Origin of the sequence: Psychrobacter sp. DWR1-2-3 (genome assembly GCF_049896465.1) — a bacterium.
Classification (GTDB): domain Bacteria; phylum Pseudomonadota; class Gammaproteobacteria; order Pseudomonadales; family Moraxellaceae; genus Psychrobacter; species Psychrobacter maritimus.
Window position 1 is genome coordinate 1 of the sequence record NZ_JAFCUJ010000002.1, and the last position, 12,361, is coordinate 12,361.

16 protein-coding genes, 1 tRNA gene and 1 pseudogene are annotated in these 12,361 nt (G+C 40.2%); 12 read left to right on the top strand and 6 right to left on the bottom strand.

The genetic code is table 11. The features are described from left to right. Positions 1-182: 182 nt before the first annotated feature. Positions 183-398: pseudogene (locus ACP7AA_RS03230) on the bottom strand (integrase core domain-containing protein); the annotation flags it as partial. On the opposite strand from ACP7AA_RS03230, the gene ACP7AA_RS03235 reads away from it, so the two are divergent. Further along, positions 312-812, top strand: coding sequence for a hypothetical protein (locus tag ACP7AA_RS03235; protein ID WP_426222639.1), 501 nt, complete (start codon positions 312-314; stop codon positions 810-812). The pseudogene ACP7AA_RS03230 and the gene ACP7AA_RS03235 overlap by 87 nt on opposite strands. 398 nt (positions 813-1,210) lie before the next feature. On the opposite strand, the gene ACP7AA_RS03240 is transcribed toward ACP7AA_RS03235, so the two are convergent. From ACP7AA_RS03240 to ACP7AA_RS03250, 3 genes are read right to left on the bottom strand one after another with little or no spacing between them, the layout of a single operon-like run. Then, the gene (locus ACP7AA_RS03240) at positions 1,211-1,504 is read right to left on the bottom strand and encodes a hypothetical protein (protein WP_426222640.1); all 294 of its coding nucleotides are present in this window, start codon (positions 1,502-1,504) and stop codon (positions 1,211-1,213) included. Further along, complete coding sequence (locus tag ACP7AA_RS03245) at positions 1,501-2,724, bottom strand: Arm DNA-binding domain-containing protein (RefSeq protein WP_426222641.1); 1,224 nt, start codon at positions 2,722-2,724, stop codon at positions 1,501-1,503. Before ACP7AA_RS03245 ends, ACP7AA_RS03240 begins: the two co-directional genes overlap by 4 nt. Positions 2,725-2,750: 26 nt before the next feature. Further along, entirely contained in the window at positions 2,751-2,966 is a 216-nt protein-coding gene (locus tag ACP7AA_RS03250; RefSeq protein ID WP_045456309.1) for a hypothetical protein, read from the bottom strand. 188 nt (positions 2,967-3,154) lie between these two features. On the opposite strand from ACP7AA_RS03250, the gene ACP7AA_RS03255 reads away from it, so the two are divergent. The 9 genes from ACP7AA_RS03255 (at position 3,155) to ACP7AA_RS03295 (ending at position 10,160) form a co-directional block, all read left to right on the top strand. Next, entirely contained in the window at positions 3,155-3,325 is a 171-nt protein-coding gene (locus ACP7AA_RS03255) for a helix-turn-helix domain-containing protein (protein ID WP_426222967.1), read from the top strand. 655 nt (positions 3,326-3,980) lie between these two features. After that, complete coding sequence (locus ACP7AA_RS03260; protein ID WP_426222642.1) at positions 3,981-5,306, top strand: tyrosine-type recombinase/integrase; 1,326 nt, start codon at positions 3,981-3,983, stop codon at positions 5,304-5,306. Positions 5,307-5,430: 124 nt separating this feature from the next. After that, positions 5,431-6,750 (top strand): hypothetical protein, encoded by a 1,320-nt coding sequence (locus ACP7AA_RS03265; protein WP_426222643.1) that lies wholly within the window; start codon positions 5,431-5,433, stop codon positions 6,748-6,750. Between the two features lie 106 nt (positions 6,751-6,856). Next, positions 6,857-7,096 carry a helix-turn-helix domain-containing protein gene (locus ACP7AA_RS03270; protein WP_426222644.1) on the top strand — a complete coding sequence of 80 codons (240 nt, stop codon included), beginning with the start codon at positions 6,857-6,859 and terminating at the stop codon, positions 7,094-7,096. 2 nt (positions 7,097-7,098) lie between these two features. Further along, positions 7,099-7,335: a helix-turn-helix domain-containing protein gene (locus tag ACP7AA_RS03275; protein ID WP_426222645.1), complete on the top strand. Its 237-nt coding sequence runs from the start codon at positions 7,099-7,101 to the stop codon at positions 7,333-7,335. Further along, positions 7,332-7,607, top strand: a complete 276-nt coding sequence (locus ACP7AA_RS03280; RefSeq protein ID WP_426222646.1) for a hypothetical protein — start codon at positions 7,332-7,334, stop codon at positions 7,605-7,607. Before ACP7AA_RS03275 ends, ACP7AA_RS03280 begins: the two co-directional genes overlap by 4 nt. Then, entirely contained in the window at positions 7,600-7,875 is a 276-nt protein-coding gene (locus ACP7AA_RS03285) for a hypothetical protein (RefSeq protein ID WP_426222647.1), read from the top strand. The genes ACP7AA_RS03280 and ACP7AA_RS03285 overlap by 8 nt, the downstream gene beginning before the upstream one ends. Continuing rightward, on the top strand, positions 7,862-8,062 hold the full coding sequence (locus tag ACP7AA_RS03290) for a hypothetical protein (protein WP_201579099.1): 201 nt from the start codon (positions 7,862-7,864) through the stop codon (positions 8,060-8,062). The genes ACP7AA_RS03285 and ACP7AA_RS03290 overlap by 14 nt, the downstream gene beginning before the upstream one ends. Continuing rightward, positions 8,055-10,160, top strand: coding sequence for a DUF3987 domain-containing protein (locus ACP7AA_RS03295; protein WP_426222648.1), 2,106 nt, complete (start codon positions 8,055-8,057; stop codon positions 10,158-10,160). The genes ACP7AA_RS03290 and ACP7AA_RS03295 overlap by 8 nt, the downstream gene beginning before the upstream one ends. A gap of 308 nt (positions 10,161-10,468) precedes the next feature. On the opposite strand, the gene ACP7AA_RS03300 is transcribed toward ACP7AA_RS03295, so the two are convergent. Next, positions 10,469-10,594, bottom strand: coding sequence for a YHYH domain-containing protein (locus ACP7AA_RS03300; protein WP_426222649.1), 126 nt, complete (start codon positions 10,592-10,594; stop codon positions 10,469-10,471). Between the two features lie 682 nt (positions 10,595-11,276). Between ACP7AA_RS03300 and ACP7AA_RS03305 the strand changes: the two genes are divergently transcribed. Next, the gene (locus tag ACP7AA_RS03305) at positions 11,277-11,528 is read left to right on the top strand and encodes a hypothetical protein (RefSeq protein WP_426222650.1); all 252 of its coding nucleotides are present in this window, start codon (positions 11,277-11,279) and stop codon (positions 11,526-11,528) included. Next, positions 11,509-11,727, top strand: coding sequence for a hypothetical protein (locus ACP7AA_RS03310; RefSeq protein ID WP_426222651.1), 219 nt, complete (start codon positions 11,509-11,511; stop codon positions 11,725-11,727). Before ACP7AA_RS03305 ends, ACP7AA_RS03310 begins: the two co-directional genes overlap by 20 nt. Positions 11,728-12,166: 439 nt before the next feature. Here the strand turns inward: ACP7AA_RS03310 and ACP7AA_RS03315 are convergent. Beyond that, a tRNA-Gly gene (locus tag ACP7AA_RS03315) sits at positions 12,167-12,241 on the bottom strand. Positions 12,242-12,361: the final 120 nt, after the last annotated feature.

Sequence of the window (12,361 nt, forward strand, 5' to 3'; positions counted from 1 at the left end):
AGGATTCAAAAGAGTTTAGGCTATAGATCGCCAAGACAGGTGTGGTTTGACTATTATCGTCAAGCTGCGTAATTAAAATCTCCCAAGTTTAACTGTACGGATTTGACGGCAGGGGTCAATGAACAATCTGGTATTTTCTCCAATCGTAACCCTCCTAACCATAAGACACTTATCAAATAGAATTAAGCTGCATGGTTTAATTTCTGCATTGGCGTAAAACCTCCATTGCCCATGTTCGGGCGCTCGTGATTGTAGCGATATAACTAGTCCTCTGTTTGCTGACGGACTTAGTCTAAATCTTTAAACAACTCTTGGTTCAACCAATCATAGCGCATCGTTCTGTTATAGCGCTCAACATAAGCATTCTGCTGTGGATTGCAAGGCTCAATATAACTGATGCGGTGAATGCAGGTGAGACTGCTAAGGTGGCGGTTGAGGATAACAGCTTAAAAGGCATACAGGTTAACAGCTTACTACAGCAGATAGCTATCGCTGAGAGAAGATTAGACGGTCCTGCTCTTGATGCAGAAATGAGAAGGATTAGAACCTTAGCAGCGAAAATGGCTTCAGATAACTTTAAAGAGATTGAAGGTTGTGAAAAGAATCCAACCGCAGCTTGTCTAAATAAGATGAAAGTTGAATACGGCAATGTTGATTTTAAAAAGCTAAAAGATAAGTATCGTCTATATCCGGGGACAGTTAATACTATCAATGGCTATGAGCTACAGGCAATAATGATATTGTTGCCTGTAGCTCATCTAGACCCAGTGCTTGTGTCTTGTAGTGGCACACTAAATTTAGGCTGTATTTAAGAGAAGATATATTGCATACGAAAAAGCAAAACAACCTAAGCTGTCTGGCTTTAAAATTTTGAACAACGACTTATCTATTATTATGTTTCCGCCATACAGCATGCTCACATACCTCACAGCACCAACTCTCTTTTGCGCGCATATAAGGGATGTCTGCTGGTATCTGTAAAGGGCACACATAACCACAGTACTCGCATCGCACATCATCTAAATAAGCAAAACACTCACCGATTGTCGCGAACAGTAATTGAGGGCTTATCTTATACTTCTCACAGATGGTTTCTACATGTGCGATATAATCACTTTCGTTATCATATGACCAGTAATCCTCACAGATCTTTAGATCTCGTGCGTTCTGCGTCATATTCGGCTGAAGCTTTACACTCATCACATTCTCCTTAGTAACCGCCATAGCCAGACTCCGGTAATAGCTCGTAAAGCTCGCTCTGAAGCTGACAACGCATATCGTCAATCACATAGTCAAGACTCGCATCCAAGTGCTTCTGCACCCACACACGCATCGCCATATCGTTAGTAAAGCAGGGCTTTACTCCTAAGAAGCGTGCGAGGTTATGACCCGATGAAATATACAACTCACGCATCAATGCATTAGCAATCTCATTCGCATCTGCACTGATTGCGCCATCAGGTTTAAACTCAGCAAACAGCTTTTCATAATTGATAATTGTCATAGTGACGTCTCCTTGTCAGTTTGTGCATTAGAGCTATTCGATGCACCTGTTAACTTCTCCTTACTCGCTAAGAGCAAGTTATCCATCGCTGAGCCATCCTGACGGGTGATATCAGGCACATAGCGGCTATACACCCGAAACAGCATCTCAGTACTACTGTGACCCATCTGCCGGGCTATCCACTCAGGATTCTCACCAGCAGCGAGCCAAAGCGTCGCTGCCGTGTGCCGAGTCTGATAAGCACGCCGATGTTTCAGGCCGAGCAGGGCAAGTGTAGGCTTCCATACCCGTCTATTCACATTGCGGTATTCCATCGGATTGCCTTGTGAGTTGCAAAATACAAACTCTGACTTACCATAGGTACGTGCCTTCTGCTCTTGAAGTGCGTCATATACCAGCTGCGACATCGCAATATCGCGCTGTGAGCCTAACGTCTTCGTTGGACCCATCTCACCGTTTACTAATGCACCACGGATACTGATCTCACGCCGATCAAAGTTAATGCAGTCCCACTTAAGCCCATCGATCTCACTGGTACGCATCCCTGTAAAGAAGCGAATGGTGTAGTAAGGCTTATAGTCCGCGCGTACATGCTTTAAAATCAGCCATACCTCAGAAAGTGTAAAAGGATTCACATCAGGACGAGCTTGTTTAAGATTCTTAATATTTTTATAAGGCATCTCAAACTCATGGCGATCAGACGCTTCTTCTAGTATCATACGAAGAGGTATCATGATCTGATTGATTCGTGCTACTGACAGACTTGACTGACCATCTTTACCGTAACGAACTTTGGCGAGGGAGCTACGGAAGGTCAGCAAGTCTGGTTTTTTTATGGCATGTACTGCTTTACCACCAAACTCAGGTAACAAGTACTTGTTCAAAATGATCTGCGTCTTTTGCCGATAACTCGGCCGCCATTCAATCTTCTTCTCCTCATACCAAATCTCTGAAAACTGCATAAAGGTTGGATTACGACTGATACAAGCTTCCGCTCTATCAGCCAGTGCCGTCATCTCTTTTAAACGCGTACTCTTCGGAAAGTAGGCGCCATAGTCAAAGATGCCTAGGGTTATTTTTGCATCTATCTCTTTTGCCACTAAAGTCAATTTTTTAACGTTTGCGGGAGTATCAAGGAAGATTGTTGTCTCACGGCAACGAATATTCATATATGTGAAATCTATGAATAGCTTGCCACGCCTTGCTCTTACTGATGCCATTGTTAATCTCCTTGTTTAAATAAAACTTACTGTAAAGCCATACCATTGATCGCACTCATAACAGGTTTGCACATATCCTCTTCGATACGCTCCCATACATATAAAATCTTCCGACCGCCAAAAGGACGAATGTAGTGAATATTTTCAATCAAGACAGTATCCTTAAGCTGGTTACGGATAGTACGAGCATCGTATTTGATACGTTCAGCTAATTCTTGAGTAGTGAGATAAGTCTGTGACATAATAGTTCTCCAGTCAGTATTAAATAGTTTTTAATAAATACTTTGTTGTTGCCAACGAGTACTATATTATCAGAAAAGTAGTCATTGGCAAGCACTTTTTACTTACCAATAAGGATTTTATTGTGATTTCATGTAACTTACCTGTTCTTTTAGCAGAAAGAAGGTTACGTGTAGCAGATTTAGTGAGAATGACGGACATCAGTAAATCGACGCTGCATAGAATATATAATGACGAGACGACTAGAATTGAGTTCGATACTTTGAGTAAGCTATGTAATGTATTAGAAGTAACGCCAGGGGATATTTTGAAGTATGTTCCAGAAGAAGTTAATGAAGGGAGTTGTTCAGAAGAGGAGTAGATTGACTATCCCGATAACCTTCGATAGGAAAATACTAGCTAAAGACTTATTAAGGCTAAAGCATGCTTGCAAGGCTTAATAATTTCTATTGTTAGGTTGGATTCATCATTTTTTAAATGACAATTAGCTTTGAATAGTATGGATCTTAAATACATTTCCAGTAAATGAGGCATTTAAAAACACGTTTTTTGCTGAATTGAGGTTGGGTTCAAAAATCAGCATAGTGCCAAATTCACTAGGTTAGGTGTCATGATGGTTTTTGAACCAAAAATAGCTAGGTTGTGGTCAGATACGTATACGCAGTTTTAGGGCAGGGCACGGTTTGGGCACCAAATGGGCACCGCACCGAAAATGAGCTTTTTGACTGAGTAGATAAGCTTAACTATATTCAAAAATATATCTCGAGAATTTCTCTACAACCCCCGAAAATTAAACAAAAAAAAGCCTCACTGTTAAGAGGCTTTTTTCAATTTGCATCATACAACTTCATAACTTAAGGAATAACAAAATAATCCTTTAAAGCCTTTATTTTATTGATATTGAGCATTTATAGATATATCATGTACTACAACGTACAACATTATTCTATAATATAAAGCATTCTAAATGGCTACCAAAGTGGCTACCAGAATGGCTATCAAAAAGGGTTAAGGTAATGGCAAAGCAAGAGATAAAACTAGACTCACAAATACCAAAGGCCATAAGAGAAGCTACTCAAGCTGGCAAGACAACTATTTACCCTATTGCTGGCTATAAGGGCTTAGAGCTAAGAGTTAGACCGCATAAAGATAGCCCAGACGCTACAGCCGACTTTAGACATCGCTATACCCACCCAATTACTGGCAAACGCCCTTATATGACGCTAGGACAATACCCAGCGTTAAGCCTTGCTGATGCCCGTCAATATCACAGCGACAATATGCAACTACTAGCCAAAGATATAGACCCTTTAGAGAACAAAGAAACACAGAAACGGCAAGAAATAACCGATCGTCAAAACATACTTAATCATTTCATTAATGAGTGGCAAGCATTACAGGATAGTAAGAACCTGAGCGCAAAAACAATATATAACAATCAGCTACTAATTAAGCCTATCAAACAAAAACTAGGGCATATGAAAGTAACAGATATAACGCCAAGTATCGTTATAAGGTTTATTCAAGATATACAAAAAACGCATCTCAACAAAGGGTTAAGGGCTAAGATCATACTTAAAAGCATTTTACAAATAGCTAAGGCTCATATGATTATTGAGTACAACCCAGCAAGCGACCTACAAGGAACGCTTAAAAGCCCCAAAACACAACACCGCCCATCATTAACAGACCCTAAAGAGTTTGCCGAACTGCTAAGAGATATTGACCAGCTAGACGATGCAAGCCAGCTTTATAATAAAAGAATATTACAGCTATTATCGCTTACGTTTGTTCGCATTGGTGATGCTTGTACTATGAAATGGAGTGATATTAACTGGCTTAAAAAACAATGGGAGTTTAAACCGCAAAAGTCTGGCAATAGAGGGGATATGGTGGCCAGTATCGTTATACCACTAGCACCGCAAGCCATTGCTATATTAGAGCAGATGAAGCCGCTTACAGGTGATAGCGAGTATGTATTTCATAACCCTAGACGCAAAAAAGAGCCTTATCACCATACGCAAGAAGTGAATAAAGTATTAAACAGTGACTTAATGAATAACGGACTAGGCTATAAAGATATTCACAGCCCACACGGTTTTAGAAGTAGCGCAAAAACTATGCTAATGGAGCGGCTAGGTTATGACGAACTGATAACCGAACTGGCACTAGGCCACCGCATGCTTAACGCTTATGGCACTGCTTATAGCCGTATGGATTTACTACATCAAAAAGCTAATATGATGACAGCATGGGCGAACTACCTAGACGATATTAAAGCAGGTAAGTTTGACAATGTTATTCATGCAGACTTTAAACAACGAGCGCAAAAGCAGGGCTAAGACGCTGCTACAATGACCATGCAAGGCTAGGACTAATTACCCGAACGCCAGCCATTTCATGCCTTAGGCTGGCATGCCTTGCACCTATTTTTATTAAGGTATGAATGACAAGTAAGGCATGATTATGGGGAAGATACTACCTAAAATATTTTTACGCTTTGATGAAGTTGCCGATTATCTGAACTCTATAGGTTACGAATATGATTTAAGTGATAAATACTATGCTATTAAATTGAAAGAAGACCTTAAAGATATAGTTAGAGAGCATGACATAGGGATTTACTATTATCTTAGTGACCATGTATTAAGACATCATACAACCTATAGAATGGTCGGTGACTTATGGGAAGATGTTATTTCCACAGAAAAAAGCACTATACTTTTTAGCGGGTACATTCGCTTATGCCGTAATGATAAAAATATGCTGCTAAAGCAAGGTATCGAAACCATAAAAATTAATAACTCTTTAGATGTTGTCAATAAGCCTATTACAGAGATAGACGAAGAGTACTATTTTTTCACGCTAAAAGATGTTGATTATTCAGTTGGCTTTTACGATATATACTATCGCAGGTCTGACCTTGATAGGATATTCAAAGCTAATAAAGAAGAGACTATTGAGAATAAAGCGGATATTGAAAAGATAAGTAATGACAGACTGTATATTTGTGTTTCTGATTTCCTTTGCTACGTGTCGTACTCGAAGGGTATTACATTCAAAGAACTGGCTGATTTATTAATACTTAATGATTTTTCCACTAAAGTACAATCAAAGTTTTTAGATGGTAGAGGTAAGATCGAAATTACTTTAGATGAATCAGATTGTATCTTTGAATCAGTACTATTCCATATTAAAAAAGATGGATTTTATAGTACTTTTGACCCTGACAATGTAGTCTTCTTCGATTCATACTTTGAGATTGAACAGCTGTTAGAAACGGACTTTATTAGTGATCTTGATATAAACTTTCAAAATGCCTATAAGTATAGTTTCGTTATCGATGAAGACGATAGTATTACTATAACTGTAAGTAAAGAACCTTTCTTTAGAACTATTACCACTGACAAAGAGGTACTCATTAGAAGAGATTATGAGAGATTCTATATACATGACGTAATAAGCGCATTGAACAGTATAAAAAAACAAGACATTTTAGAGTTGAGTGAATCTAAGAATGAACTAATTAAGGAAAAATTTGAGTTTCAAGAAGAACCTATTCTCAAAAAGAGTACAGATATTGACGAAGGACAAGGCGATACCTTGTTGATACTAGGAGCGGTCATGGATTGTATAAAGGTCTTTACCAAACCAAACTACACACAGCAAACCCTTATAGATGCAATTATCGATAAGCACCCAAACACTAAAAGCTTATCGGAAAGTACTTTGAAAAAGAAATTTGCATTGTCAAAAAGTCATTTAAAACAGAATGTTACGCCCTAAAATATTTCTATAGAAATTTTGGTTTTTTCTATAGAAACGACTAATAACACTTCACGCCCTACCATATGTCTTAACAACTTTCATCAACTGAATAGGAGTTAAGGCAATGCCTAACACTACCCACGCAGCACCCACCACTAAGCTAAACCTAGCTTACCTATTAGCGAACCCTAAAGAGCTTTATCAGGTTAAGCAGATAGCCGATGTATTCCATAAGCACCCCGAAACTATTAGACGCTGGATTAAAACGGACAAGATCACAAAGCCGTTATCTATCAATGGCGTTTACTACTTCAAAGGTAGCGACATTGTGGAATATCTAAACGCTACTAATGAGGGGGCTTAATCATGGATAAGAAAAAACGCACCCAAAACCAAATAATCAAAGATCACCTTTTGACTGGCCAATCAATCACACGCTGGCAAGCTATCGAACTGTATAGAATAGCCACGCTACCTACTCGCATCAATCAGCTAGAAAATACAGGCTTAACCATACAGCGCAAGCGAGTAGATAAAGACGGCAAGCATTGGAACGTCTATTGGATTGATACCGATAATCTAGCTAATGGGGTGCAGTCATGAGCCAATCAAACGACACATTAGAACCGCGCCTAGTGGCAGTAGATAGTTATTATCTGTCTGTCATTAATGACCGCATACAAGACCTATCAAACGATGCTGAGAGCCTAGCAATGGCACTTAGTGCGATCAGCACCAATGATGATACCAGCAAGGGCGTGATAGTGGCTGTAAGGTCTGCTTTACTCGCTAATAGTGAACTAGCAAGCATATTAAGCGAGCAGGTGGACGGGCTTATCTTACTACCTGAAATAAAGGTGAATGACTATGAGTGATGACACTTTTATAAATGAAGTTATGGACAGGTTAAAAGATAAAGGCGTGCTGATGATACCTGATGACTTTATCGACCAGCTAATCATTACCTTGCATGCCAATGTGACAACCATTAACACCATGACCCAAATAGCCGAATTAGAAACCAAGATGTTAGGCAGCTTGTTACCGACAGGCAGCCGACAAGTGGACTCACTGAAAGGGCTATCCACACGTATAGCAGAAATAGCTTTTAACGTTGAGGGGGTAAGAGATGAGCAAAGATAACAAAGCCAACCTAAGAGCCAACCACGGGCAGCACAGCGACAGCCAGCCCCACAAACTTAGCTTACTATTTAGATTTATGAAGTTTATATCATGGGTTATAGTCATCGGTTTATTGCTATCACCGCTGGCTTGCACTGTACAAATAATTGATGATATTAAAGAGCAGCAAGGGGGCAATGATGAGTAATACAGACAAAGAAAAGCCCCAAGCTGATGACAAGGGGCTTAACACTTTACTAGGCAGTACAAAGCAAACTACAGATAAGATTATAGCAAATGATGAGGTATTAACCAGTCTTATAGCACTAGGTCAAGGCGATAGAATAAGACAGTTTGATGATACTTTTAGTGTAGCAGGTGAATTTATTAACACCGCTGGCAAGGTGGCTATGATACTAAGTGACAATATGCACCAGCCAGCAAACATAGGTATTTACACCCCTAACAGTGATAAACCCATAGAAGTAACAGACCCAAGCCGGCCATGTGCTTTTATCATTGGCAATTTAAGCCTAGATAGTGACTGGTATGCAGTAAAGAGCCTTGCTGAGGGTATAGAGCTATACAGGCAGCTAGGCAGCCAAGGGTTAAACGTGACTATCTTAGTGAGTATTAACCCCTTTCACTTTAATAATATGGTTAAGCATTTTGCAGAGGTTAAGCAAGTTATCGTTACTGCTACCATTGATAAAAAAGATGAGATCACAAAGCCACTGCTAGGGGTAAACGTCAAAGCTATTATTACTACTTTTGACTTGCTGCTATCGTTTGATAATCACCAGACGCTTAATGATGTTTTGAGCGAGCCTGACACGATCATCATAGACTTAATAGCTGAGGCATGGGGGCAGCTAGGCGATATTGCAGACCAATCCAGTAAAGCAACCCCCTACCCAGTAGAGGCATGGGGCAAAGAGGGGGAAATACTAAGAGATGCTTTAACGGCTATCACCTATCATGCACAAGTCACGCCAGCAATGGCAGGGCAATGCATGCTAGGGGCTTTAGGTACTATTATTCAGCAATACATAAACGCCCCTTATGCGTTAGGTGATAAATTTATGCCAGTATCGCTATTTTTACTCACTGAGGGCGACAGTGGCAGCGGTAAAAGTAGAACGGTAGGCTTTACTCATAAAGAGCTATTCAATTATCAAAACGACAAGCGCAAAGAATATAGAACCTTGCTAGATGAATGGCTTGCACAAAAAGCCAGCAAGCCTAAGAAAGATTTAGAGCTATGGTTACTAGAAAACCCCAAGCCTAAGCAAACCATACTTTTGGTTAAGTCTGGCACTATTCAAGGCTTTTTAGATAATATGCTGATCGGTAATACCACCGATATAGCATGGTCAACGGCTGAGGCAGCATTATTCCTAAGCGGTCATAGCTTAACCAGTGACACCGCCAAAAGTAACATTAGCCAGCTATGTGATATATGGAGTGACGGCTCGTTTGATAGGCTATTATCGCCTCGCTATGACACCATAGAGCAAAACAGCATGAATGGGGTTAGGTTTACTTTAGACTTGCAAGGACAGCCACCAGTCATTGCCCCAGCGTTAAATGATGAGGCTATGAACGGTCAAGGTTTACTACCTCGTTTTCTGTTTGCCTTTCCTGACAATATGAACGGTCAAATCGTTTATAACACTGATGAAAGGCTAGACGCTAAGCCAGACAATGACCCAAGACTGCAAGCCTACTGGCAGCGGTGCCGAACACTGCTAGACCCCATTGCTGATAGTGTAGAGAGAGATAACGAGGGTAATATTATCCGCTTTAATATGCCATTTAAGGATAGGCAGGCAAGGCAAGCACTAGCCAACTATCAAACCGATAAAGAAAGCCAGTTATGCAAAGGCGGTAAGTTAGAAAAATATGCCAGCTATGCCAGACGCTTGCATGAGAACACCAGCCGTATCGCCTCAATACTCGCTTACTTTAATGGCAGACGCTTTATATCAGCTGATGACATACATAGAGCATCAAAATTGACTGACTATTCTATAAGCGAGCGTATGCGATATACTGACAAGCCCCAAGCTGGTGATAATGACACTCAAAAGCTAATCAGCTGGCTAGTGAATTACTGCAATAGACAGTCTGTTAAATGTCTGGCTTATTCAACGGCTCAAAGCAAGGTGACCCCTAAGCACTTACGGCAAAAGCATAACTTTGAGTTGATAGCTGAGGTATTAGAAAGCGAGGGCTATATCAAGATCATAACCAATGGCAGAGCTAGAACCATACAGGTAAGACCTGAGTTATTAGAGGCTAGATAAGGGAAAGCTAGGAAAATAGGAAAACGACAGCTAGAACGCTTACCATGCATGCACTAGCCAGCTTTCCTAATTATCAACTCACTAGGCAAGTGGGGAAAGTGAACGGCTAACCAGCTGCTAACTTTCCTTATTTGCCTTTTTAACTTTATAAGGGGAAAACACTATAAGCCATATATACCAAGACTTTGATAACTTACTTTCCTACTTTCCCCGTTTTCCCTATATCTAAGTTAGGTAAGCTAATGACAAAACTAAACCTCAATTCAAAAATTAAAATTTAATTAAGCCTCTATCTTACCCAATGCTGTTTAATGGCAGTGGTAATCACCTGTTTTAGTGTTTTTATGACAACCTGATGCGTTAGTTCCACCACTGTGAGCAATCGCAGCAGAAGCAAATGTTAGTGTAAAAATTACTACCATCAATTTTTTCATAAATTCATTCCTTAATAATTAACAATCGAAGTCATAACTATACAAACAAAATTTTATTATGGACATCTCGTAATATATCTCAATAAGTGGTATTCAGAGCATTTTATAAATCAATAATATTTATTGAAGTGTTATAATATAACAAATTGACTAATGATTTAGATAACAGGTGAGTTTATTCATGCCAGCACTTGCCACAACTCACAGCCTAAATAATTACCCCAGACTGAGTATAACTAACTATCGTGACCAGTTGAGGCAAGCAGGCAAAGCAAACAAGATTGACCTTAACTATAAATACCGCAATCAATCCTACAGCTATTCCATTAGCCTAACAAAGACAGCATGCAATTATGGCAATTACCGCTACTGGTGGCTATGCCCGAACTGCAGCAAGCGAGTATCAGTATTATATTGCGCTGGTGCTTACGTCTGCAGACATTGCATAGGGGCAAATTATAGTAGTCAGCTACAGCAACCTATTGACCGTCTATTCAGTCGTGCAGACGCAATCAGGCAGCGTTTAGGGTGGCAAAGTGGTGTTGCTCATGGCATAGGTGAACGACCTAAAGGAATGCACCACAGCACGTATGAAAGGCTAGTGAATGAGCATGAGCGAGTGACGGCTAAGATATGGCAGCAAACACTCGATAAACTAGGTTGCACCAGTTGAGGCTAAGCAATGAAAATACCTGATTTAAATGACCTGATAGCAGACTTGCAGACAGCCAAACAGATAGCGATTGAGGATAGAAACCCAAACGCCTTAATCATGGCAACCATTAGCCAAGCTAAATTACTAGGATTAGATAAGCCACAGATTAGAGATGTTAATGCCGATGCGGTGCAGACCATTAGCGAGCTGATGAATGAATTGGCAAACGATGACCAGTTGCTACCTCAAAGGATAAGCCATGCAAAAAATGAGTATTGATGACCTGATGACAGAGCTAGACGATGCGAGATTGACCGCTAAGGATAATGGCCAAGCGTCTGCTATGGTTGCTGCTACGATGAGCAAAGCAAAGCTACTGGGGCTAGATAAAGGTAATAGTGATAAGGACAGCGAGGTAATGCCCGTTAAGATAGTTATTCAAACTGTAGACGCTCGCAATCCTGATAGAGTGTGTTAGTTTTCGGACACGTTAGAGGGGGGTATTGTTTGGTATATTTACGCTCGAACCAACGGACACCCCACCTATTGCCACGCGCAAAATAAAAGCCGTTTTAAAAATAGGTTAAAGCCGCAAACCTAGCCGAACCCTTATAGCGTATAACTTAGCGTCTATAATTGGTTAAAGCGGACAGGTTAAGAAGTTAAGAAAAGTTAAAGCAGAAAGCAATAGCTAAACTTTTAATTACGCGCGCGCAAAAATATGCATATGGCAGCGGTCATTACTAATAAAGAGCTAAACAATCACACCGCCCTATGGCCACCAGTAAGCATAGGTAACTATGAAAATGGCTACCAAACTGGCTACCATATAGCAGGTAATTTAAGAAAACTATATTATAAACAATAACTTACGCACAAAAAAAAGCCTCACTGTTAAGTGAGGCTTTTTAAGTATTTGGAGCGGGAAAAGAGATTCGAACTCTCGACCCCAACCTTGGCAAGGTTATGCTCTACCACTGAGCTATTCCCGCTAATTATCAATTAACTATCGTCAGTTGATGAAGGCGTATTATACGCAGTTTTTCGAAGGTGTCAATACCTATCACGAAAAAAAGTAAAAGTTAGCACATTAGCTATGTCATCCGCCCCTC